We start from the raw sequence: 21,564 nt of genomic DNA on the forward strand, positions 1-21,564 counted from the left end.
CAGTCAAGCTTCAAAATTATCTTTTTATAATTTTTTGATAATTAAAAGAATCATCATTTTTTCCTATTCTACAAAAATAGATTCCGGAATTCAAGTGTGTTATATCAATTTCAGAAACATTTGAGTTATTTTCAAAAACTTTTTTTCCAAGACTATCATAAATTTCAACAAAAGTTATTTCACTATGTTGAGAAGAAATTTTTACTATTCCATCGGTTGGGTTTGGATGAACAATAAAATTACTAGTTTCAAATTCGTTAATTCCTAGCGTAACATCAAGCACATATGCACCTCCGTTTGAAGCAGCGACAGGGATTGTCCAATATTCACCTGAATTTCCAAAAAGCACTTGATTTTCCTTTATCAAAGTAAAATGACCAAAGTTGTCGTGTGTGTAGGAACTCATTCCTGTATAAGCATTGTTATAACTCCAACTGCCATTTTCATTAACAAAATGGAAGACCGGGTTTTTGCGTTCCACCATCAAAATGTATTCTCCCGTTGGAATTATAAACATATTATTTCCTTTTACCTTCACTTTATATTTGTAATAATCTCCTTCCTGAAACACAAAATCTTCAACAAAACTCCATTCATCAGAAGCATCAGACCAATCATAAATTTTAATCATTTTTAAACCTAAAAAATCATTTTCTGTGTCAGTAAGATGATATAAGTATAATTTCCCATTTGATAAACTTACACGATCAGAATGAAGAAGGCTTAATTCGGGATTAAATTCAAATGAAACATTCGGCATAATCATACTATTTACTAATTCCCATGTAGAACTTTGTTGATTAAAAGAAGTAATAAAATCATCAGTTGAATTGGTTGAAGTAGTTACCAACATATCATTTTCAATATCTAATAACGTTCCAAATCCTGAATTTCCGGAAACTCCGGTTAACGTTTGCTGAAGTGAAAAGGTATCGCCATTTTGGTTGTAAATGTAAACTGCTCCATCGTTTATTGCTGCATCTCCATTTTCATCATAACCAAAAGCAGTAATAAACAATTGATTGTTATGTACTTTTATATTCGTACCAAAATAATCATTTTCGTGTTGAGTTGAAGGTTGAATTTTCAATAAGTACTCCCAATTTCCATTTATTTTTTTGAAAACATATACAGCACCACCATTTGCAACATTGGCACTATTTCTAATAGAACCCGCAAACAAATAATCATCTGTCATTTCGATTGCACCTCCAAAATTTTGATTGGATTCAGGAGAATCGATTGTTCCGTTTGGAGTAATCACAGATGAATCTATATTAAAAAAATGTAATTTTGGAACACCTGTTGGAGGCATCTCATCTAGACCGGAGATTACAATTTCAGTGTCGTTGAAACTACCACTGCCTCCAAAACCGTAAACAGTTGAAAAATTTTCAGGCTCAATTCTAACTAAACTTTGGCTAAAAGAATGAATCGAAATTAATAATGCTAAAAGGTAAAGTTTTTTCATAAGGAACTAGTTTACTTACAAATTTAACGAAAAAAGCATATCAAATTCAAATGCAGTAGTAAAAATTATCATTTCCTAACCATTTGTTAAACCCCTTTTCACTACTTTTATTTTCGTTATTTTTACGAAAACTTTCAAACTATGCCAACCGACTGTATCAGCAATCAAGAATCCGGATATTTTTCCTCGTTAATCAACGATTATCTGAATGAAAAACCGGAGTTGAAAGCCTTATATCATCGTTTTCCTAACTTGGAAAATTTTAAGTTACAGTTGGAAGAGAAAGGAAGAAATTTCAAGAGCAATGACAATTTCAAGAGGGAAATTTTGGTTTCTGTTTTAGAAAAACAATATGAATCAATTGGAATTTCTAAAGAAACGAAGCAGAACATTCAAAATTTAATTAATCCTAAAACATTTACGGTTACAACCGGACACCAGTTAAATTTGTTTACAGGTCCGTTGTATTTTTTGTATAAAATTGTTTCTACAATTAATTTATGTAAAGAATTAAAAAGTGAATTTCCTGAACACGATTTCGTTCCAATTTATTGGATGGCAACGGAAGATCACGATTTTGATGAAATCAATTATTTTAATTTTAAACATAAAAAAATCAGTTGGAATCGGGAAAGTTTTGGTCCGGTTGGACGATTATCGACCGATGGTTTAGAGGATGTTTTGGCTGTTTTTGAATCGGAAATTGGTTTAGGAAAAAATGCGGAATATCTGAAGAATTTATTCAAAAAGGCTTATTTGGAACATTCCAATTTAGCAGATTCTACTCGTTTTTTAGCGAACGAATTGTTTTCCAAAGAAGGTTTGGTTATTATTGATGGTGATGATGCTGATTTGAAAAAATCCTTTATTCCTTACATCAAAAATGAATTGATGAATCAAACGGCTTTTGCTGAAGTGAATGAAACAATTCCTTTGTTGGAATCCTATTCGGTTCAAGTGAATCCAAGGGAAATTAATTTGTTTTATATTGAAGATAATTTGCGTGAGCGTATTGTTTTTGAAAACGGAAGTTATTCTGTTTTAAACACAAAACTGACTTTTTCGGAGGAAGAAATTTTGAAAGAAGTTGACAATCATCCTGAAAAATTTAGTCCGAATGTGTTGTTGCGACCGTTATATCAAGAAGTTATTTTACCTAATTTGTGCTACATCGGCGGTGGTGGAGAATTGGCGTATTGGTTGGAATTGAAATCGTTTTTCGAAAGTCAGCATGTGACTTTTCCGATTTTGTTACTTCGTAATTCGGTTTTGTTGGCTACAGAAAAACAAGCGGCAAAAGCAGATAAATTACAATTGACTTGGCGAGATTTGTTTTTGAATCAGCAAGAATTGTTTACTCAGAAAACGAAATTACTTTCTGATTTTACGATTGATTTTTCGGTTCAAAAAGAAGCGTTGAAAAAGCAGTTTGAAGAGTTACATAAAATGGCGGAAGCTACAGACAAATCGTTTTTGGGAGCCGTAAAAGCTCAAGAAACTAAGCAGATTAAAGGTTTAGAAAATTTAGAAAAACGCTTATTGAAAGCCGAAAAGCGAGTTCACCAAGAACATTTAAATCGCATTATTTCGTTGCAAAATGAATTATTTCCGAACCAAAGTTTACAGGAACGAAAAGTAAATTTTGCTGAGTTTTATGTTGAATTTGGGGAAGAATTGATTGAAAAATTGGTGAAGGAATTGAAACCGTTGGAGCAGGAATTTAAGGTGGTGGTTTTGTAGAACTGTATCTGTAAATGGCTTCCCTCCTAGCCCCGATTATAGTGGAAATCTTTTTGTTGGCGAGCTTTGCTCGGGAACAAAAAATTGGAACGGAAAGCGGGAAAATGGATTTCTGAAAAAGCCCAAGCCATTTGCTTCTAAAAAAACTACATAAAGCTTTATGAGATTCCTCCTGCGTCGGAATGACAAGATTGTGAGAAAATTGACACTGAAATATTCTTGAAACTTCAAACTAAAATCGTAACTTTGCACCCGAATTAAAACAAGCAAATTACAATGGCAACAAATAGAACTTTTACAATGATTAAGCCGGATGGCGTTGAAAACGGACACATCGGTGGGATTTTGAATATGATTACGGAAGGTGGTTTTCGTATCGTAGCAATGAAATTAACGCAATTGACGGTGACTGATGCGAAGGCATTTTATGCTGTACACGCAGAAAGACCTTTTTATGGTGAATTGGTTGAATTTATGACTCGTGGTCCTATTGTTGCGGCTATTTTGGAAAAAGAAAACGCTGTGGAAGATTTTAGAACTTTAATTGGTGCTACTAATCCGGCGAATGCTGCTGAAGGAACTATTCGTAAAAAATATGCTACTTCGATGGGCGAAAATGCGGTTCACGGTTCGGATTCTGATGAAAATGCAGCGATTGAAAGTGCTTTTCATTTTTCAGGAAGAGAGCAGTTTTAGTTGGCAGTGATCAGTTTTTAGTGGTCAGCAAATAGAATAAAATCTCATTTCAAATTGAAATGGGATTTTTTTTATGCTGATAAACTGCTTACTAAAAACTGAACACTGATCACTATCTCAAAACCAAATCCTTAACAACATCTTTTCTCATTTCATCGTTGAGCATCGTGATGATTTTTTGTTTTCCGTGACTGAGTTCTTCTCGCAAAACAGCAGAAGTTAATGTTACATAGAGTGTTGTTCCTTTGAGGATGACTTCTTTGGTGTAGGTGTTTACGCCATTTCCCATCAAATCTTTCCACGCTTTTTCTACGTCGATTTTGTCCATACCAGATTGGAGTTTATTGTTTTCAATAAACGCTTTGAGTACGTCGGAAATCGGGCTTTCGTTGTTTAATCGTTTGGCCATTATTGGATAGAAATGGGTTTGAATCGTTTGTAATGGTATTCTAAATCTTGCTTGTTTTTGAGGACTAAAATGCTATCGGTTAACGATAAAATTTCTTCGCTCCATTGGGCAAAATCGGTTTTATAATGAATTAAGAAAATGCCGGAACTGTCTTTAATTTGAATGGTTTCCAACTCATCATTGGTTAGATATTTACCATCAAATTGCGGTTTTACTTTTTTTCTGAAACCGGTTTTGTTATTCCATTCAAAATAATCAACAGTTTCATTAATTTTATATTCTTTTTCTTGACCATCAGGCAATTGTACTTTTTGTATTTCCCAGTAACCGTTTATTTTTGAAATGGAATCGGGAGAAACTTTTTCTTGACAAGAAATCAATACAACTGAAAAAATAAGGGAATAAAAAAGTTGTTTCATCGTTTTAAAATAAAGTTTAAAATTACAATTATTTTGAAGGAATAAAAAGTAAATTTGATTAAACCTTTTTAAAAATATTGAGTCTAAGTTGACATAAAATCCTAAGTTATGAAGTACTATTTTCCACTTATTTTATCAGCAGTTTTACTTTTGAACTGTTCGACTGACTCTGATTCTTCAGAAGATATTCCAACTGAAAGTATGTATTTTCCACCAATTTCTGGAAATACTTGGGAAACTAAACCAATGAGTGAATTGGGTTGGAATGAAAGTGAAGTGCAACCTTTGTTGACATTTTTGGAAGAAAAACATACAAAAGGATTCATTATTTTGGTGAATGGTCGCATTGTGATGGAAAATTATTTCAATGGTCATACCGCAACTTCTCCGTGGTATTGGGCAAGTGCAGGTAAAACATTGACTACAGCTACAATTGGAATTGCTCAACAAGAAGGTTTGCTTGATATTGATGACAAAGTTTCTGATTATTTGGGAACGGGTTGGACTACGGCTCCGTTAGCAAAAGAAAATTTGATTACAAATAAACATTTATTATCGATGACTTCCGGTTTAGATGACGGAATGGGAAATGGAAATACACCTGCGGAGTTGCAGTACTTAGCTGATGCAGGAACGCGTTGGGCTTATCATAATGTTTTTGAAAAATTGCAAGATGTAATTGCCGAGGCAACTAATCAAACTTTTGATACTTATTTTACTTCAAAACTTAAAAGCAAAATCGGCATGACCGGAGCTTGGATTGAGTCAGATGATTTTAACGTCTATTGGAGTACAACCAGAAGTACAGCTCGTTTTGGACTTTTATCTTTAAATAAAGGAAAGTGGAATACTGAAATTATTGTTCCTGAAGCGTATATGATGGAAGCTATTTCTCCTTCACAAAGTTTAAATAATGCTTACGGTTATTTGTGGTGGTTGAATGGCAAAGCAAACTATCGCTTACCGCAAACACAATTGCAATTTCCAGGTAGCCTGATTCCTAATGCTCCAGCCGATATGGTTTGTGGTTTGGGAAAAAATGACCAGAAAATTTATGTTATCCCAAGTAAAAAAATGGTTGTGATTCGTTTAGGAGAAGTTGCTGATGGCGAAAATTTTGCTCTATCAGATTTTGATAATCAATTGTGGGAAAAAATTAGTGCAGTAATTGATTAATTTAAGATTTACTAACCGCAATTGGTTTGCTATTTCTACTCCATTCGCTCCACGAACCAACATACAATTTTGGAATTTCAAATCCCGCATAATCCATCGCTAAAAGTGTATGACAAGCTGTTACACCTGAACCACAATGCACAATAATTTCGCTTGATTTTTTATTGTTGAAGATATTTTTATATTTCTCTCGTAATATTTCCGGAGAAAGAAAAAGTCCGTTTTCATCTAAATTTGTAGAAAACGGAATATTTATTGCATTTGGAATATGACCTGCAACTAAATCTATTGGTTCGATTTCTCCATTATATCTTACACTTTCACGAACATCAATAATTAAATTTGAAATATTTTTTGAAGCTTTTTCTACTTCATTTAATGTGGTTACGGGTAATTTCCAATTTTCGATTTTATATTCTTCTGTCGGTGTAGAATTTATAGGATTCGAATTGATTGGGAAACTTTGTTTTTCTGCTTCTTGAAAACCTCCATTTAGAACTTGAACTTTTTCGTGTCCGACAGATTTTAACATCCACCACATTCGAGCTGCAGCATTTGCACCACTTTTATCGTCGTAAAGAATAATGTGTGTTTTTGGAGTAATTCCTAAAGTTGAAAGTAACTTAGAAAAATTTTCTGTGGTTGGTAAAGGATGCCTTCCTCCTTTTGACAGATCTTCTTTTATATCTGCAAGTTGTGAATTCAAATCAACAAAAAGGGCTCCGTCTAAATGTTTTTGTTTGTAATTGGATTGAGCCTCTTTTCCATTACTTACATCGAGAATAATTAAATCATTCCTTTTAAAAAGCTCATTTAAATCTGAAACTTGAATAATAGGAGAAAGTTTGCTTTTCATTTTTATACAATTTAAGATTGCGTAGAATGATTAACTCCCGTACTTATTCTGCAAAAAATAAACCAAATCTACTTCATAATAACGAACTGCGATGATAAGCACAACTGTAATGATTGTGATAATCCAAGAATATTTTTTATAAAGAACTGTGTAAGCCGTCAAAATTCCCATACAAATAAATGGGATTGCTAAGATAATATTTGGAATCATCCAAGCACCACGAAAAATGGCTATTGATTTAAGAAGTACAAAAAAGAAGCAGTAAACCGAAACAATTTTGGTTAAGGATACGAGGTATTTATTAAAAACTTTAGGTTCTTCCATTATTTAAAAAACGAATCTACAAATTCATATTTGTTGAAAACCTGTAAGTCTTCGATTCCCTCGCCCACGCCGATATATTTTACGGGAATTTTAAATTGATCAGATATTCCGATTACTACGCCACCTTTTGCAGTTCCATCTAGCTTAGTTACAGCTAAACACGAAACTTCTGTAGCTGCTGTAAACTCTCTGGCTTGTTCGAATGCATTTTGTCCGGTTGATCCATCTAAAACCAATAATACATCGTGAGGAGCATCGCCAACGACTTTTTGCATTACGCGTTTTACTTTGGTTAGCTCGTTCATCAAATTAACTTTGTTATGAAGTCGGCCAGCAGTATCAATAATCACTACATCGGCACCTTGCGTTACAGCACTTTGCAATGTATCAAAAGCAACTGATGCAGGATCACTTCCCATTTGTTGTTTCACAATAGGCACACCTACTCGATCAGCCCAAATTTGCAATTGGTCAATCGCAGCAGCTCTAAAAGTATCGCCAGCACCTAAAACAACTTTGTGTCCGGCTTTTTTGAATTGATAGGCTAATTTTCCGATGGTGGTTGTTTTTCCAACTCCGTTTACACCAACAACCATAATCACATACGGTTTTTTGTTGACCGGAATATCAAATTCGGTGGCTTCGCCGGTATTGGTTTCCGATAAAAGTCCGGCTATTTCTTCACGAAGAATTTTGTTGAGTTCTTCTGTTCCAAGGTATTTATCTTTGGCAACACGTTCTTCAATTCGGTCGATAATTTTGAGAGTAGTTTTCACACCAACGTCTGACGAAACTAATACTTCTTCTAAATTATCCAAAACGTCTTCGTCTACAGTTGATTTTCCGGCAACTGCTTTGGTTAACTTAGCAAAAAAAGAGGTTTTGGTTTGTTCTAAACCTTTGTCTAACGTTTCCTTTTTTTCGGATGAAAATATTCGTTTGAAAAAACTCATTGTAATTTTTGTTTATAAACAGATATGATGGCACAAATATAAAAATAAAAAAGCTACTCTCAAGGAAAGTAGCTTTAGTATAATACGTTTAAAGTGATTATTTCTTGTTTAAGAAAGTATCTACTTCTTCTGGAGACATAACAGATTCAACAAAAGTATAAGCTCCTGTTTTAGGAGATTTTACCATTTTAATGGCTTTAGTTAATCTTTTTGAAGCTGTTTGTAACGTTGCTACGGTTTTCTTTGCCATTTCTTATCTTATTTAATTTCTTTATGAACTGTTACTTTCTTCAAGATTGGATTAAATTTCTTAATCTCTAATCTATCTGGAGTATTTTTTTTGTTTTTAGTTGTGATATAACGAGACGTTCCAGGTACACCTGAAGTTTTGTGCTCTGTACACTCTAAAATTACTTGGATTCTATTGCCTTTCTTTGCCATTTTTCTGTATATTTAATAAGGTGGAATTAAGAAATAAATCCTTTAGCTTTTGCATCTTTCAATACAGCGGCTAACCCTTTTTTATTAATTGTTTTAATAGTAGACGCTGCTACTCTAAGCGAAATCCATCTGTCTTCTTCAGCAAGATAGAAACGTTTTTTAACTAAGTTTACAGAAAACTTTCTCTTAGTTTTGTTCATCGCGTGAGAAACATTGTTTCCTACCATCGCTCTTTTACCTGTAAGGTCACAAACTCTTGACATTATGCTTATCTTTTATCGTTATTCAAAATCAGGGTGCAAAGAAACAAAAAACTAATCTATTACACAAACAAATTTTAGTAGTTTTTTAAAATTTCTTTTAAAAGTAGCTCAAGTCCTTTGTTTACTGCTCTGTCTATCACTTTTTGACGTGGTTGACCAAAATTAAACTCTTCTGAAAAAACTCCTTTTGGTGTAGCAATCGCAAAACAAACTGTTCCAACCGTTGCATCGGCATCGCCTTTGGTTGGACCGGCATTTCCTGTGGTTGCTATGGCGAAATCGGTTTGAAGCAATTTCTGAGCTCCCAGAGCCATTTCTTCGGCTACTTCTTTGCTCACAACTGAATAGTTATCAATGGTTGATTGATTTACTTTTAGTATAGAAACTTTTGTATCTGTTGCATAAGTTACAACTCCTCCGCGAAAATAGGAAGATGAACCTGCAATTGCTGAAATTGTTTCTGCTATTTTTCCTCCGGTGCAACTTTCGGCTGTGGAAAGGGTCAATTTCTTTTGGGTTAATAATTTTCCTAAAACGAATTCTATGCTTTCGTCTTCTTCAAAACCAACAATGATGTCGTTGATGATTTCTTGCAATTGAGCGACCAATTCGCTTATTGTGTTTTGTAAAAATTGTTCGTCTAAACCACGAGCAGATAGTCGCAAACGCACTCGACCCGGACTTGGTAAATAGGCTAATTTTACAAATGGTGGTAAATTATTTTCCCATTCTTCAATGCGTTCGGCAACGATGCTTTCGCCTTGTCCGTAGGTTAAAATGGTTTTGTGTAAAATGTACGGTCGCTTGTATTCGTTTACTATTTTGGGAATTAATTCGTCGGTTACGATGGCTTTCATTTCATAGGGAACGCCGGGTAACGAGACAAAAACTGTGTTTTCCTTTTGCATCCACATTCCGGGAGCGGTCCCGAAGTTGTTTTGCAACACAATGCATTTGGATGGAACCAACGCTTGATCACGATTGACTTGAGAAACCACAAAATTCATTTTGGTAAAAAGTTCGACGATGTGATTTTCAACGGTTTGATTTCGTTGTAACTTATCTTCGAAATAATCGCAAAAAGTGATTTTGGTGATATCGTCTTTTGTTGGACCTAAACCGCCGGTAATTATGACAAAATCGACTAGGTTTTGTACTTTGGCGAAGGTTTCTAAAATATGTGTTTTATCATCACTGATAGAAATCATTTCGTGTACATCGACACCAATTTTGTTCAATGCTTTGGCAATGAAACCGGAATTGGTATCGGTGATTTGTCCGATGAGAATTTCGTCGCCAATGGTGATGATGGTTGCTTTCATTTTTTTAGTGGCTGAGTTGCTGAGTGACTGAGATGCTGAGATGCTGAGATGCTGAGATTCTGAGATTTTTATTTTGCTAAATCACTCAGCTACTTAGTAACTCAGTGTCTCAGCTACTCCTGTAGCCCGGATAGTAGCGGAAAGCCCGGAACTAAAAAAACTAATTTTTCTTGGCAAAAAAGAGCGACCAAAGGAAGCTACTTTTTTGGCTTAGAAAAATAGTTTTTTTAGTGAGGACTTGTAGCGAATAACCGGAATAGCTTCTTATAATTCGAAATCTTTATTGATTTCTTTTACGGCTTTTTCTACTTGATCTTCGATGCTTTTGAAAATCTCTTTTATTTCTTTTCGTTTTCCTTCGCGTTTGGTCCAAGCTTCTACTTGAAGAATTTCTTCGTAGGCCACGTTCATTCCTAATAAATCAAGTGTAGGTTTTATTTTGTGAGCATAGCTGTAAGCCAATTTGTGATTTTTTTCTTCAATGCCTTGCTTGACGAACTTTAGATCTTCGGGAATTTCGCTCACAAAAAGAGTTATTATTTGTAGAACGAACTCGGGATCGTTATCAGAAAGTGCATACACTTTGGCTAAGTTATAGTTTAATGCCATGATTTTATTTTACTTGAATTCGGAATAATTTTTTGTTTTCAATGAAACCTTCGAGAATATCGTTCGGGTTTACTTTTGCCACACCTTCGGGTGTTCCGGTAAAAATAATATCGCCAATTTTGAGTGTAAAGTATTGAGAAACATAGGCTATAAGTTCGTCAATTTTCCACAACATATGGCTGGTATTCCCTTTTTGAACGGTATTTCCGTTGGATTTCAATTCAAAATTAATATTTTCTGTGGAACTGAAATCTTTTTTCGATAAAAAGCTACCAATAACCGCTGAACCGTCAAAAGCCTTGGCTTTTTCCCAAGGCAAACCTTTCTCTTTGAGTTTTGCTTGCAAATCGCGTGCAGTGAAGTCGATTCCGAGACCGATTTCGTCGTAATAATTCGGTGCAAATTTGGAATCGATGTATTTGCCGACTTTGTTGATTCTCACTAAAATTTCGACTTCGTGGTGAATGTCATTGCTAAATTCGGGAATCACAAACGGGTGTTGTTTGAGCAAAACCGCACTGTCGGGTTTTAGAAAAACGACCGGTTCTTCGGGTCGCTCGTTGTGAAGCTCTTCGATGTGTTTGGTGTAATTTCTTCCGATGCAGATTATTTTCATTTTTTTCTGAGTTTCTGAGTTGCTGAGTTGCTGAGATGCTGAGATGCTGAGAATCTAAGTTAATTTATTGTTTAATTTTCTGAGTTTGATGGCGGTGAGGACTTTTTTGGTATAAAGTGGAAAATCAGCATTTTGAATCCAACCGAAATAGCCGGGTTCTTCTTCTAGCACTTTTTCAACTAAAACGCCTTTGTGTTTTCCGAAGGAAAAAATTTCTTCTCCTTTGTCATTCAACGCAATAAATCCGGCAAAATCGACGGATTTTTTTCGGGTAGTGAATTCGGAGAGCGATTTCATATCGTTTTCTAATTCGGGATAACGTTCTAGTTGAGCTTTAAGGATTTCGTACGTTGCCATTGTATCAGCTTCGGCAGAATGTGCGTTTTCTAGCGATTGTCCGCAATAGAATTTGAAAGCCGCACTCAATGTTCGCTCTTCCATTTTATGGAAAATAGTTTGAACATCGACAGAAACTCTGTTTTTCATATCGAAATCTACTCCGGCACGCAACAATTCTTCGGCTAATAATGGAATGTCAAATCGGTCTGAATTAAATCCGGCTAAATCTGAATCTTTAATCATGTTATAAACCTGACCGGAAAGTTCTTTGAAAGTGGGTTCGTTGGCTACTTTTTCGTCCGTAATTCCATGAACTTGAGTGGATAAAAAAGGGATTTTCATTTCGGGATTTACTAACCACGTTTTACTTTCTTTGTTTCCGTTTGGAAAAACTTTAAAGATTGAGATTTCCACAATTCTGTCTTTTGCCACATCAACACCGGTGGTTTCGAGGTCGAAAAAGCAAATTGGACGGTTTAATTTGAGTTCCATTTTAAATTTTTTAGAAAAACAAAGATAAGGGTTTGAAATAACCTTTTAACGATGAAATTACTTTTTTTAGTAGTATTTTAAGGTTTTAAAGTAAACTCTTTTGGACAAAAGCAGATAATTTGATTTTTGCAAACTAAAGTCTGTTTACGGATATTTTTACCACGAATTACACGGATTGGCACGAATTAATTTGTGGAAATTCGTGTAATTCGTGGCTAAATTTTTGAAATTTGAAAACAAAAAACCCTTTCAGATTTTGATGACTGAAAGGGTTGAAATTATATAAATTTTTAATTTTAGAATTCTCTGTTTTCACTGAAACCTTCCAAATAATCAGCTACTCGTTTTACGAATTGTCCTCCCAACGAACCATCTACCACTCGGTGATCATAACTGTGAGACAAGAACATTTTGTGGCGAATTCCGATATAATCTCCGGTTGGAGCTTCGATAACAGCAGGAACTTTTCTGATGGCTCCTAATGCTAAAATGGCTACTTGTGGTTGATTAATAATTGGTGTTCCGAAAACGCTGCCGAAAGTTCCCACATTGGTCACTGTGTAAGTTCCGCCTTGAATTTCGTCAGGTTTTAATTGATTATTTCGAGCACGGTTGGCTAAATCGTTAACAGTTTTTGTTAATCCTACTAAGTTAAGCATATCTGCATTTTTGATAACGGGAACAATTAAGTTTCCGTTTGGTAATGCAGCGGCCATTCCTAAATTGATGTTTTTCTTTTTGATGATGTAATCGCCTTCCACAGAAATGTTAATCATTGGGAAGTCTTTGATGGCTTTTGCCACAGCTTCCATAAATATTGGTGTAAACGTTAGCTTCTCACCTTCTCTTTTTTCAAAAGCGTCTTTCACTTTGTTTCTCCAGTTTACGATGTTGGTTACATCTACTTCAATGAACGACTGCACGTGAGCCGATGTTTGTTTGGATGTGGTCATATAACCGGAAATCAATTTTCGCATACGATCCATTTCGATGATTTCATCTTGACCATTTACGGAAACAGGGATTTTTTTCTCAGGAGTTGGTTCTGCTTTTGGAGTTTCAACTTTTGGAGTTTCAACTTTTATTTCTACTTTTGGAGCATCAACAACAACTGCTGGTTTTGGAGCAGCAACAGGTTGATTAGCTCTGTCTTTTACATAAGACAAAATATCATCTTTGGTTACACGACCTTCTTTGCCGGAACCGTTTATTTTTTCTAATTCGGAAATGGAAACACCTTCTTCTTTGGCGATATTTTTTACTAATGGCGAAAAGAATTTTTCTGATGTGGAAAAATCTACATCAACCGGAGTGGCTGATTGCACAACTTCTTGTGCTACTTCAATGGCTTTTTCAAGTTCAACGATGGCTGGAGCAATTTCTTCATTAGGTTTTTCTGCAGGAGCACTTCCCCCTTCGGTGTCGATAATTGCAATGGTTTGACCCACTTTTACAACATCATCTACGTTAAAAAGAATTTCGGTTAGCGTTCCTGAAACTTCAGATGGAACTTCGCTATCTACTTTATCAGTAGCGATTTCCAAGACCGCTTCATCGGCTTCGATTTTCTCTCCAACTTTTTTAAGCCAATTGGTAATTGTTGCTTCAGCAACGCTTTCTCCCATTTTGGGCAATTTCAATTCAAATTTTGCCATATTTTTAACCTAAAGGTTTATTTCTTGTTTCAGTTTGCGAAATTACTAAAAAAAGGATTGATTTTTATTATTATCAATAATTTTATTTGACACGGATTGCACGGATTAACACGGATTAAAAATTCCACCGAGTTTCTAAAACTTCAAAAATCAATAATCAAAATTCTTCAATCTTCAATCATCACGACTTCTCCTCTATCGTTGCTGCTGTTGCTTCCAATCATAAAATTACTTTGATTGGGGATAATTTTGAAGGTTACTTTTTCATTTTTATACAATTCCATTGCTGAAATGATGGTTGAAAAAGTTAACTCGTTTTGATCAAAAATGATTTCAATATTTGAATTTATTCCTTTTAATAGCGAAGGTAATTCATTTTTAAAAGAGGTGGAAAGTCGTTTCACATTTTTTCCTAACAATTTTTCGAGTTTTTCTTTTAATAACTCATTTTCAGAAATTAAAATATAATTGTCAATTTTTCTTTTGGAAATTCCCGCTTTATTTTTCTTTAAAAATGCAAAAAAGAAGCTACCGACTTTCATAAAAACACTAAAAAAGGCTGATTTTTTGAAATGTTTGGAATAAAAATAATCCATTGCTTCTTGAAAACGTTTCATATACGTTCCGTCTTTCACTGTACTTTCGCCTTTGTAATGAATGACGGTAGTTTCGGCAAAATAATAATTGATTTTTCCTTTTTTCAAAACCGTATAACTCAAGTCGATATCGTCGGAATACATAAAACAATTTTCGTCGAATCCGCCTACTTCATTGTATAAATTACGTTGCATTAGCATAAACGCTCCTACTAAAATATCTACTTTTCCGGATTGATTTTCGGTTAAATGCTGAGCATAATATTGATTGAATAATTGAACTTTCGGAAAAATTTTATACAACCCAAAGATTTTTGTAAATGCCACCCAAGGTGTTGGAATGCCACGTTTGCTTTCGGGGAGGAAATTTCCGGTGCCGTCGATAAGTTTGCAACCGATTATTCCGAGTTGCGGGTTGCGGGTTGCGAGTTGCGAGTTCAGAAGTTTTGTGAAAGTATCTTCTGCCACAACCGTATCGGGATTGAGAATGCAAATATGTTCGCCTTTTGCTTGGGCAACTGCGATGTTATTTCCTTTTGGGAAACCGGTGTTTTCTTTGTTTTCAATGAGTTTGATGTGCGGAAAACGGGTTTTCATCATTTGACAACTATCGTCGGATGAATTGTTGTCAATTACAATTATTTCGCCGTCAATGTGTTGCAAAGCGTCTTGAACACTGAGCACACATTGTTCGAGGAAATAGCGAACGTTGTAATTAAGTATGATGACGGATAGTTGCATAGGGCAAATTTACAGCAACTTATTTAAATCTTCCGGATTTTTTAGATTGTTCCAAAATAAAAGCAAATCAATTACTTTATTTTTCATATCAATACTATAAAAAAGCTTAGTTTGCTTAGAAATAATTATTGTATAAATTTCTTTTGAACTATCATAATTTCCAATTAATGGATTTTCTGAAAGTCTGTTCAAGTTTTCGAATACTAAATCCTGAAATTTTTGAACCTCTTTATAATTCCATTTACGGAAAATAAAATCGATTTCATCATAATAAGATATTTCAGAATTTGGTTGCCAAATTATCTGATATGTCATTTCAAAAAAGGATATTTCAGCTTAATTCTCTTTTGCATTTCTTCGTGTGAAATCCCTTTTCCTTCTTTAGAATCTTGAATCGATATTTCCAAAAGTTTCACTAATATCGGATGCAATTCCTCTTCTTGAAGAGCATTTTTTTCTACATTATATTCTGTAATCGGTTCTTCAACTTTGTTGATGTCTTTTTTTTCGTGGCTTGGGTTCTTTTTGCTCATAACATTAAATTAAAGAATAAATATAAGGATTTTTTTTGAAATGCAAAACCCAATTACATTTCCCTCCTAACCCCGATTGCAATGGAAATCCTTTTTTGAAAAAAAAGATTGCAATGGAAAGCGGGAACACGGATAACCGATAAAGACCAAGCCATTCGTTTCAGAAAAAATAAAGCATTACTTTTGCACTTCTAAATTCTAATTTCAGAATTCTAAATTTAAAAAATGAACTATCTTTCAGTAGAAAATATATCCAAATCCTTCGGCGAACGCGTGCTGTTTGACAACATTTCGTTTGGAATTAACAAAGACCAGAAAATTGCTTTTATTGCGAAAAATGGTTCGGGAAAAACGACCATTATGAACATTATTAATGGTTTTGATGAACCGGATACAGGTCAAGTGGTGGTTAGAAAAAATATCCGAATGGCTTTTTTGTCGCAAAAAAATGAATTGCAAGATGAATTGACGATCGAAGAAAGCATTTTTGCAAGTGATAATGAAACGCTCAAAGTGATTGAGCAATATGAAAAAGCGTTGGAAAACCCTGAAAATGAAGAAGCTTATCAACGAGCATTTGATTTGATGGACCAACATAATGCGTGGGATTTTGAAACGCAATTCAAGCAAATTTTGTTTAAATTGAAGTTGGAAGATTTTAAATTGAAAGTCAAAAGTCTTTCGGGTGGACAGAAAAAAAGGCTTTCGTTAGCGATAATTTTGATTAACCGTCCGGATTTATTGATTTTGGATGAGCCTACGAACCACTTGGATTTGGAGATGATTGAATGGTTGGAAAGTTATTTTGCCAAAGAAAATATCACGTTGTTTATGGTAACGCACGACCGTTTTTTTTTGGAACGTGTTTGCAATGAAATTATCGAATTGGACAACGGAAAACTATACCAATACAAAGGAAATTACTCGTATTATTTGCAAAAAAAGGAAGAACGAATTACTTCTGAAAATGCGAGTATCGACAAAGCTCAGAATCTTTTTGTGAAAGAATTAGCGTGGATGCGTCGCCAACCAAAAGCGAGAACGACCAAATCGAAATCGCGTCAGGACGATTTTTATGTGATTAAAGAAAAAGCCGAAAGTCGCCGAAAAGAAAATGTGGTGGAGCTTGAAATCAATATGGAACGAATGGGAAGCAAGATTATTGAGCTTCATAAATTGTATAAAAAATTCAAAGACCGAGTGATTCTTGATAATTTTTCGTATGATTTTCAGCGTGGTGAACGCATTGGAATTATCGGAAAAAACGGAACCGGAAAATCGACTTTTTTGAATATTTTAACCAAAACGATGTTGCCCGATGCCGGAAAAGTGGTGATTGGTGAAACGATTAAAGTTGGTTATTATACGCAAAGTGGCATCAACCCAAAACCGGGTCAGAAAGTAATTGATATTATTAAGGAGTACGGTGAATATATTCCGCTTACAAAAGGAAAAATTATTTCGGCTTCGCAATTGTTGGAACGTTTTCTTTTTGATGCGAAAAAGCAATATGATTTTGTAGAAAAATTAAGTGGTGGCGAATTGAAACGCTTGTATTTGTGTACGGTTTTGATTCAGAATCCGAACTTTTTGATTTTGGATGAGCCAACGAATGATTTAGACATTGTAACGTTGAATGTTTTGGAAAGTTTTTTATTAGATTTTCCTGGATGTTTGCTAGTGGTTTCGCACGATCGTTATTTTATGGATAAAATTGTAGATCACTTATTTGTGTTTAGAGGCGAAGGTGAAATTGAAGATTTTCCTGGTAATTATTCCGATTTTAGAGCGTATGAAGACAGTGCTGATGTGGCGTTAAAAGAAGAAAACAAAGCCGATAAAAAAGCATGGAAGCAAAATAATCCGGTCGGAAATTTATCGTTTAATGAACAGAAAGAATTTCAAAAAATAGAACGTGAAATCAAAGATTTGGAGTTTGAGAAAAAGCAAATCGAACAATTGTTTGCTGATGGTAAAGTAACTGATGATGCTATTGAGAAAAAAGCGAATGAGTTGCAAGTGATAATAAAGAAATTGGAAGAAAAGGAAGAACGTTGGTTTGAACTTTCTTCGAAAATTGAGTAATTTAGCTCGCAAAGACGCAGAGTCGCCAAGAAAAACTGCGTCTTTGCGACTTTGCGAGAAATGATACAAATTATAAAATCATATCTAAAATTCATCTGGAACTCCAAAAACCAACACGGAGTTCACTCTCCATTTGTGTTTGATTTGGTGACAAAATGTTTTTATGATAAAAAGAAATATCCTGAATATTCCATTCTAAAAGAATACCGAAACTCACTTTTAGCAAACGAAAATATAATTGAAGTAACCGATTTTGGTGCTGGCTCAAGAGTTTTTAAATCCAATCATAGAAAAATTTCTGCTATTGCAAAAAATGCCGGAATTTCTCCGAAAAGAGCAGAATTATTATTTAGAATTACGAACTATTTTCAACCGGAAAGTATTTTAGAAATCGGAACTTCGTTGGGATTGGCTACTTCTGCCCTTTCATTAGGAAACAAAAAATCAAAAGTAATTACGCTAGAAGGTTGCCCACAAACAATGTCAATTGCAAAAAATCAATGTCAATTACAAAATCTTAATAACATTGAATTTGTAAACACAAAATTTGAAGACTACCTCAAAAACCCGCAACCCGCAACCCGCAACCCGCAACTAATTTACTTTGACGGAAATCATTCTAAAAAAGCAACTTTAGACTACTTTGAACTTTTATTAACAACCATTTCAAACGATTCGGTTTGGATTTTTGATGATATTCATTGGTCAAAAGATATGGAAGAAGCTTGGGAAATAATTAAAAATCATTCAAAAGTGACAGTTACGATTGATACTTTTCAATGGGGAATCGTTTTTTTTAGAAAAGAACAAGAGAAAGAACATTTCATCATCAATCCAAATAAAAACATTAGTTCGTATATTTTTGAACGAATTAGGATTTAATTTGTAACAAAGTCCGATTTTTTTCTACTTATAAGAAAATTACAATATCCGATTTCTAAATTCTCAATTAACTATGGCAAATCCATTAATCAAAATAACCAATCTAAAACGAAACTTTATTTTAGGAAGTGAAACGATTTATGTTCTAAAAGGCATCGATTTAGAAATTAACAAAGGTGAATATGTTGCTTTGATGGGACCATCGGGTTCAGGAAAATCAACGTTAATGAATCTTTTAGGTTGTTTGGATACGCCAACATCCGGAACATATATTTTGAATGGAAAAGACGTAAGTCAAATGCACGATGATGAGTTAGCCGAAATCAGAAATAAAGAAATTGGATTCGTATTTCAAACTTTCAATTTGATGCCAAGAACAACGGCTTTGGACAATGTAGCTTTACCAATGGTTTATGCCGGTTACTCAAAATCGGAACGAAATGTACGGGCAACAGAAGTGCTCACGCAAGTGGGATTAGCCGATAGAATGGATCACAAACCCAACGAACTTTCGGGTGGTCAACGGCAACGTGTGGCAGTTGGAAGAGCCTTAGTAAACAAACCTTCTATCATTTTGGCCGATGAACCAACCGGAAATTTAGATTCCAAAACATCTGAAGAAATCATGGCTTTGTTTGGCGAAATTCACAAAAACGGAAATACGGTAATTTTGGTTACTCACGAAGAAGAAATTGCAGCCTATGCACACCGAATTATTCGTTTGCGAGACGGAATTATCGAAAAAGACGAGCGGATAAAATAAACAATTTGTAACTTTGTTTTATAAGTTTTACAACTATGAAAACACTTATTATCGTCATGATTGTTCTTTTTGTGGCTGTTATTATTGTAACAAGAATAGCAAACAAACAAAGAGGAAATCGCCGAAATCGCAGTTTTAAAACCAATTATTATTCCAAAAAGAAACAATAATCTGATGAAAATTGGAATACTCACTTGTGCCCGATTACCTGAACTTTTAGAATCGGATCAAAAATTAATTCCGCTTTTTGCAAAGGAAAATATTGCTGCAAAAGCAGTGATTTGGGATGATGAATCGGTCGATTGGACTGAATTTGATTACCTTATTTTCCGAAATACGTGGGATTATTATCAAAAAGAAATTGCGTTTAATTTATGGTTGGATAAAATTGAATCGTTAGGAATTAAAACACTCAATCCTATTTCAATCATTCAAAAAAACAAACATAAATTTTATTTAAAAGAATTAGAAAACCAAGGAATTTCAATACTTCCGACTATTTTTTTAGAAAAAAATTCAACTTCAAATTTACAAACTTTAATTCCTGAAAGTTGGGAAAAAATTGTCATAAAACCTGCATTTTCCGCAGGAAGTTATTTGACTAAATTAATTGATCGAAGTGAATTAAAATCCATCCAAACAGAATACAAAGAACATTTTGAAACCAAAGATTTTCTTTTACAGGAATTTCGTCCGGAAATAAAAGAATTGGGCGAAACATCCTTCATCTTTTTTGATGGAAAGTTTTCGCACGCCGTCAACAAAAAACCAGTAGAAAATGATTTTAGAGTTCAAATTCAATACGGCGGAAAATATAGTTTAATTCAACCCAATGCTGATTTATTGCTTCAAGCTGAATTAGTTTTATCTAAAATTTCAGAAAAATTATTATATGCTCGCGTGGATGGAATTGTTATCGAAAATAAACTTCACTTAATGGAAATCGAACTCATTGAACCCGATTTATATTTTGATTTGGCTGATGGAGCAAGAGAAAGATGTGTTGAAGCTTTTTTAAGAGTTACTGAGTCGCTGAAATACTGAGTAACTGAGTAAAAAAAACTTCGTAAATTAGCAAAATAAAAACTCTGTTACTTAGCAACTCAGAATCTCAGCAACTTAAAAAATGAAAATATACACAAAAACCGGCGATAGCGGAACCACAGCACTTTTTGGCGGAACACGCGTTCCCAAACACCACATTCGTATTGAAAGTTACGGAACGGTGGACGAATTGAATTCGCACATCGGATTAATTCGAGACCAAAACATCAATCAATTGTATAAAAATGTTTTAATTGAAGTGCAAGACCGACTTTTTACCGTTGGAGCCATTTTAGCCACACCTCCGGAAAAAGAAGTTTTAAAAAATGGTCAACCGCGTTTAAACATTAATCGAATTTCGGAAGAAGACATTCAATTATTGGAAAATGAAATTGATACAATGAACGATGCGTTGCCTCCGATGACTCATTTTGTACTTCCGGGCGGACACACAACTGTGTCATATTGTCATATTGCCCGTTGTGTTTGTCGAAGAGCAGAACGCCTATCGGTGCATCTTCACGAGTTAGAACCGACAGATGAGCAGGTTTTAAAATACTTAAACCGACTTTCTGACTACCTTTTTGTCTTGGCACGAAAGTTGTCGTTTGACCTTCAAGCGGATGAAGTAAAATGGATTCCGAGGAAGGAGTAATCAGTTAGCAGTTCTTAGTTGGCAGTTAATTACTGAACACTAAATACTGATTACTGCACACTTTTCTAAACACGTTCTTACCCTTTAAAAAAGTAAAAAAAATACTTTTTGGTAAAATAAATCACTTTTTACTTGACTATGTCAGTAGAAAATTTATTTTTGCATAAAATTAAATCGATAGAAGATGTATTGGACATTAGAATTAGCATCCTATTTAAGCGATGCACCGTGGCCAGCCACCAAAGATGAGCTTATTGACTATGCCATCAGAACGGGAGCTCCCCTCGAAGTAGTGGAAAACCTTCAATCTATAGAAGACGAAGGCGAAATTTACGAATCGATGGAGGAAATTTGGCCGGATTATCCTACAGACGAAGATTATCTTTGGAACGAGGACGAATATTAATCAAAAATAAAAAACACCAGAAAGAAGTCTCACACGAGGCTTTTTTTTTGTGTAAATTTGCACATTTAAAAAAACAAC

General features: G+C 34.4%; 27 protein-coding genes. 10 read left to right on the top strand and 17 right to left on the bottom strand.

What is annotated here, in order from left to right; translation table 11 throughout:
- Positions 1-16: 16 nt before the first annotated feature.
- Complete coding sequence (locus tag AC23MC_RS08175) at positions 17-1,471, bottom strand: T9SS type A sorting domain-containing protein (protein ID WP_487567959.1); 1,455 nt, start codon at positions 1,469-1,471, stop codon at positions 17-19.
- A 141-nt stretch (positions 1,472-1,612) separates the two neighbouring features.
- Between AC23MC_RS08175 and bshC the strand changes: the two genes are divergently transcribed.
- Both bshC and AC23MC_RS08185 read left to right on the top strand, forming a co-directional pair.
- A complete protein-coding gene (gene bshC, locus AC23MC_RS08180) occupies positions 1,613-3,211 on the top strand; it encodes a bacillithiol biosynthesis cysteine-adding enzyme BshC (protein ID WP_487567958.1) in 1,599 nt (532 codons plus the stop codon).
- A gap of 276 nt (positions 3,212-3,487) precedes the next feature.
- Positions 3,488-3,907 carry a nucleoside-diphosphate kinase gene (locus AC23MC_RS08185; RefSeq protein WP_487567957.1) on the top strand — a complete coding sequence of 140 codons (420 nt, stop codon included), beginning with the start codon at positions 3,488-3,490 and terminating at the stop codon, positions 3,905-3,907.
- Positions 3,908-4,019: 112 nt separating this feature from the next.
- On the opposite strand, the gene AC23MC_RS08190 is transcribed toward AC23MC_RS08185, so the two are convergent.
- Both AC23MC_RS08190 and AC23MC_RS08195 read right to left on the bottom strand, forming a co-directional pair.
- Positions 4,020-4,316, bottom strand: a complete 297-nt coding sequence (locus tag AC23MC_RS08190; protein WP_487567956.1) for a DciA family protein — start codon at positions 4,314-4,316, stop codon at positions 4,020-4,022.
- Entirely contained in the window at positions 4,316-4,735 is a 420-nt protein-coding gene (locus tag AC23MC_RS08195) for a lipocalin family protein (RefSeq protein WP_487567955.1), read from the bottom strand. The genes AC23MC_RS08190 and AC23MC_RS08195 overlap by 1 nt, the downstream gene beginning before the upstream one ends.
- A 108-nt stretch (positions 4,736-4,843) precedes the next feature.
- Between AC23MC_RS08195 and AC23MC_RS08200 the strand changes: the two genes are divergently transcribed.
- Complete coding sequence (locus tag AC23MC_RS08200) at positions 4,844-5,911, top strand: serine hydrolase domain-containing protein (protein WP_487567954.1); 1,068 nt, start codon at positions 4,844-4,846, stop codon at positions 5,909-5,911.
- Between the two features lies 1 nt (position 5,912).
- Here the strand turns inward: AC23MC_RS08200 and AC23MC_RS08205 are convergent, their stop codons facing one another.
- The 14 genes from AC23MC_RS08205 to AC23MC_RS08270 all read right to left on the bottom strand — a co-directional run bounded on the left by AC23MC_RS08205 (position 5,913) and on the right by AC23MC_RS08270 (position 15,651).
- Positions 5,913-6,767, bottom strand: coding sequence for a sulfurtransferase (locus AC23MC_RS08205; protein WP_487567953.1), 855 nt, complete (start codon positions 6,765-6,767; stop codon positions 5,913-5,915).
- Positions 6,768-6,797: 30 nt separating this feature from the next.
- On the bottom strand, positions 6,798-7,091 hold the full coding sequence (locus AC23MC_RS08210; RefSeq protein ID WP_248434780.1) for a hypothetical protein: 294 nt from the start codon (positions 7,089-7,091) through the stop codon (positions 6,798-6,800).
- Complete coding sequence (ftsY, locus tag AC23MC_RS08215; protein ID WP_487567952.1) at positions 7,091-8,044, bottom strand: signal recognition particle-docking protein FtsY; 954 nt, start codon at positions 8,042-8,044, stop codon at positions 7,091-7,093. Before ftsY ends, AC23MC_RS08210 begins: the two co-directional genes overlap by 1 nt.
- Positions 8,045-8,141: 97 nt before the next feature.
- A complete protein-coding gene (locus tag AC23MC_RS08220; RefSeq protein WP_487567951.1) occupies positions 8,142-8,294 on the bottom strand; it encodes a DUF4295 domain-containing protein in 153 nt (50 codons plus the stop codon).
- A gap of 8 nt (positions 8,295-8,302) precedes the next feature.
- On the bottom strand, positions 8,303-8,485 hold the full coding sequence (gene rpmG, locus AC23MC_RS08225) for a 50S ribosomal protein L33 (protein WP_112087260.1): 183 nt from the start codon (positions 8,483-8,485) through the stop codon (positions 8,303-8,305).
- A gap of 26 nt (positions 8,486-8,511) precedes the next feature.
- Positions 8,512-8,748, bottom strand: a complete 237-nt coding sequence (gene rpmB / locus AC23MC_RS08230) for a 50S ribosomal protein L28 (RefSeq protein ID WP_112087259.1) — start codon at positions 8,746-8,748, stop codon at positions 8,512-8,514.
- A 74-nt stretch (positions 8,749-8,822) separates the two neighbouring features.
- Positions 8,823-10,070: a CinA family nicotinamide mononucleotide deamidase-related protein gene (locus AC23MC_RS08235; protein ID WP_487567950.1), complete on the bottom strand. Its 1,248-nt coding sequence runs from the start codon at positions 10,068-10,070 to the stop codon at positions 8,823-8,825.
- 264 nt (positions 10,071-10,334) lie between these two features.
- Complete coding sequence (locus tag AC23MC_RS08240) at positions 10,335-10,679, bottom strand: Hpt domain-containing protein (RefSeq protein ID WP_248434786.1); 345 nt, start codon at positions 10,677-10,679, stop codon at positions 10,335-10,337.
- Between the two features lie 4 nt (positions 10,680-10,683).
- Positions 10,684-11,295, bottom strand: a complete 612-nt coding sequence (locus tag AC23MC_RS08245; protein WP_487567949.1) for a fumarylacetoacetate hydrolase family protein — start codon at positions 11,293-11,295, stop codon at positions 10,684-10,686.
- 54 nt (positions 11,296-11,349) lie between these two features.
- Positions 11,350-12,126 (bottom strand): exonuclease domain-containing protein, encoded by a 777-nt coding sequence (locus tag AC23MC_RS08250; RefSeq protein ID WP_487567948.1) that lies wholly within the window; start codon positions 12,124-12,126, stop codon positions 11,350-11,352.
- Positions 12,127-12,422: 296 nt separating this feature from the next.
- Positions 12,423-13,781: a dihydrolipoamide acetyltransferase family protein gene (locus AC23MC_RS08255; RefSeq protein WP_487567947.1), complete on the bottom strand. Its 1,359-nt coding sequence runs from the start codon at positions 13,779-13,781 to the stop codon at positions 12,423-12,425.
- Positions 13,782-13,948: 167 nt separating this feature from the next.
- Entirely contained in the window at positions 13,949-15,118 is a 1,170-nt protein-coding gene (locus tag AC23MC_RS08260) for a glycosyltransferase family 2 protein (RefSeq protein WP_487567946.1), read from the bottom strand.
- 9 nt (positions 15,119-15,127) lie between these two features.
- The gene (locus AC23MC_RS08265; protein WP_487567945.1) at positions 15,128-15,433 is read right to left on the bottom strand and encodes a hypothetical protein; all 306 of its coding nucleotides are present in this window, start codon (positions 15,431-15,433) and stop codon (positions 15,128-15,130) included.
- Positions 15,430-15,651 (bottom strand): hypothetical protein, encoded by a 222-nt coding sequence (locus AC23MC_RS08270; RefSeq protein ID WP_487567944.1) that lies wholly within the window; start codon positions 15,649-15,651, stop codon positions 15,430-15,432. The genes AC23MC_RS08265 and AC23MC_RS08270 overlap by 4 nt, the downstream gene beginning before the upstream one ends.
- A gap of 225 nt (positions 15,652-15,876) precedes the next feature.
- On the opposite strand from AC23MC_RS08270, the gene AC23MC_RS08275 reads away from it, so the two are divergent.
- From AC23MC_RS08275 to AC23MC_RS08305, 7 genes are all read left to right on the top strand, one after another.
- Positions 15,877-17,736, top strand: coding sequence for an ABC-F family ATP-binding cassette domain-containing protein (locus tag AC23MC_RS08275; protein ID WP_300060730.1), 1,860 nt, complete (start codon positions 15,877-15,879; stop codon positions 17,734-17,736).
- A gap of 60 nt (positions 17,737-17,796) precedes the next feature.
- On the top strand, positions 17,797-18,618 hold the full coding sequence (locus tag AC23MC_RS08280) for an O-methyltransferase (RefSeq protein ID WP_487567943.1): 822 nt from the start codon (positions 17,797-17,799) through the stop codon (positions 18,616-18,618).
- A gap of 73 nt (positions 18,619-18,691) precedes the next feature.
- Entirely contained in the window at positions 18,692-19,381 is a 690-nt protein-coding gene (locus AC23MC_RS08285) for an ABC transporter ATP-binding protein (RefSeq protein WP_248434807.1), read from the top strand.
- 35 nt (positions 19,382-19,416) lie between these two features.
- A complete protein-coding gene (locus AC23MC_RS08290; protein WP_487567942.1) occupies positions 19,417-19,551 on the top strand; it encodes a hypothetical protein in 135 nt (44 codons plus the stop codon).
- 4 nt (positions 19,552-19,555) lie between these two features.
- Positions 19,556-20,425, top strand: coding sequence for an ATP-grasp domain-containing protein (locus tag AC23MC_RS08295; RefSeq protein ID WP_487567941.1), 870 nt, complete (start codon positions 19,556-19,558; stop codon positions 20,423-20,425).
- Positions 20,426-20,507: 82 nt separating this feature from the next.
- Entirely contained in the window at positions 20,508-21,080 is a 573-nt protein-coding gene (locus AC23MC_RS08300) for a cob(I)yrinic acid a,c-diamide adenosyltransferase (RefSeq protein ID WP_487567940.1), read from the top strand.
- A gap of 184 nt (positions 21,081-21,264) precedes the next feature.
- A complete protein-coding gene (locus AC23MC_RS08305; RefSeq protein ID WP_002986941.1) occupies positions 21,265-21,486 on the top strand; it encodes a DUF2795 domain-containing protein in 222 nt (73 codons plus the stop codon).
- The last annotated feature ends 78 nt before the right edge of the window (positions 21,487-21,564 follow it).

Source organism: Flavobacterium sp. T50_26 (assembly GCF_057652995.1).

What these genes read in the sequence shown, in the direction of transcription:
- AC23MC_RS08200 (WP_487567954.1), top strand. Translation starts at nt 4,844, where the DNA reads ATGAAGTACTATTTTCCACTTATTTTATCAGCAGTTTTACTTTTGAAC.
- AC23MC_RS08245 (WP_487567949.1), bottom strand. Translation starts at nt 11,295, where the DNA reads ATGAAAATAATCTGCATCGGAAGAAATTACACCAAACACATCGAAGAG.
- AC23MC_RS08285 (WP_248434807.1), top strand. Translation starts at nt 18,692, where the DNA reads ATGGCAAATCCATTAATCAAAATAACCAATCTAAAACGAAACTTTATT.
- AC23MC_RS08205 (WP_487567953.1), bottom strand. Translation starts at nt 6,767, where the DNA reads ATGAAAAGCAAACTTTCTCCTATTATTCAAGTTTCAGATTTAAATGAG.
- AC23MC_RS08250 (WP_487567948.1), bottom strand. Translation starts at nt 12,126, where the DNA reads ATGGAACTCAAATTAAACCGTCCAATTTGCTTTTTCGACCTCGAAACC.
- AC23MC_RS08280 (WP_487567943.1), top strand. Translation starts at nt 17,797, where the DNA reads ATGATACAAATTATAAAATCATATCTAAAATTCATCTGGAACTCCAAA.
- AC23MC_RS08270 (WP_487567944.1), bottom strand. Translation starts at nt 15,651, where the DNA reads ATGAGCAAAAAGAACCCAAGCCACGAAAAAAAAGACATCAACAAAGTT.
- AC23MC_RS08190 (WP_487567956.1), bottom strand. Translation starts at nt 4,316, where the DNA reads ATGGCCAAACGATTAAACAACGAAAGCCCGATTTCCGACGTACTCAAA.
- ftsY (WP_487567952.1), bottom strand. Translation starts at nt 8,044, where the DNA reads ATGAGTTTTTTCAAACGAATATTTTCATCCGAAAAAAAGGAAACGTTA.
- AC23MC_RS08275 (WP_300060730.1), top strand. Translation starts at nt 15,877, where the DNA reads ATGAACTATCTTTCAGTAGAAAATATATCCAAATCCTTCGGCGAACGC.
- AC23MC_RS08255 (WP_487567947.1), bottom strand. Translation starts at nt 13,781, where the DNA reads ATGGCAAAATTTGAATTGAAATTGCCCAAAATGGGAGAAAGCGTTGCT.
- AC23MC_RS08305 (WP_002986941.1), top strand. Translation starts at nt 21,265, where the DNA reads ATGTATTGGACATTAGAATTAGCATCCTATTTAAGCGATGCACCGTGG.
- rpmB (WP_112087259.1), bottom strand. Translation starts at nt 8,748, where the DNA reads ATGTCAAGAGTTTGTGACCTTACAGGTAAAAGAGCGATGGTAGGAAAC.
- AC23MC_RS08235 (WP_487567950.1), bottom strand. Translation starts at nt 10,070, where the DNA reads ATGAAAGCAACCATCATCACCATTGGCGACGAAATTCTCATCGGACAA.
- AC23MC_RS08290 (WP_487567942.1), top strand. Translation starts at nt 19,417, where the DNA reads ATGAAAACACTTATTATCGTCATGATTGTTCTTTTTGTGGCTGTTATT.
- rpmG (WP_112087260.1), bottom strand. Translation starts at nt 8,485, where the DNA reads ATGGCAAAGAAAGGCAATAGAATCCAAGTAATTTTAGAGTGTACAGAG.
- AC23MC_RS08240 (WP_248434786.1), bottom strand. Translation starts at nt 10,679, where the DNA reads ATGGCATTAAACTATAACTTAGCCAAAGTGTATGCACTTTCTGATAAC.
- bshC (WP_487567958.1), top strand. Translation starts at nt 1,613, where the DNA reads ATGCCAACCGACTGTATCAGCAATCAAGAATCCGGATATTTTTCCTCG.
- AC23MC_RS08220 (WP_487567951.1), bottom strand. Translation starts at nt 8,294, where the DNA reads ATGGCAAAGAAAACCGTAGCAACGTTACAAACAGCTTCAAAAAGATTA.
- AC23MC_RS08300 (WP_487567940.1), top strand. Translation starts at nt 20,508, where the DNA reads ATGAAAATATACACAAAAACCGGCGATAGCGGAACCACAGCACTTTTT.
- AC23MC_RS08185 (WP_487567957.1), top strand. Translation starts at nt 3,488, where the DNA reads ATGGCAACAAATAGAACTTTTACAATGATTAAGCCGGATGGCGTTGAA.
- AC23MC_RS08265 (WP_487567945.1), bottom strand. Translation starts at nt 15,433, where the DNA reads ATGACATATCAGATAATTTGGCAACCAAATTCTGAAATATCTTATTAT.
- AC23MC_RS08175 (WP_487567959.1), bottom strand. Translation starts at nt 1,471, where the DNA reads ATGAAAAAACTTTACCTTTTAGCATTATTAATTTCGATTCATTCTTTT.
- AC23MC_RS08195 (WP_487567955.1), bottom strand. Translation starts at nt 4,735, where the DNA reads ATGAAACAACTTTTTTATTCCCTTATTTTTTCAGTTGTATTGATTTCT.
- AC23MC_RS08210 (WP_248434780.1), bottom strand. Translation starts at nt 7,091, where the DNA reads ATGGAAGAACCTAAAGTTTTTAATAAATACCTCGTATCCTTAACCAAA.
- AC23MC_RS08295 (WP_487567941.1), top strand. Translation starts at nt 19,556, where the DNA reads ATGAAAATTGGAATACTCACTTGTGCCCGATTACCTGAACTTTTAGAA.
- AC23MC_RS08260 (WP_487567946.1), bottom strand. Translation starts at nt 15,118, where the DNA reads ATGCAACTATCCGTCATCATACTTAATTACAACGTTCGCTATTTCCTC.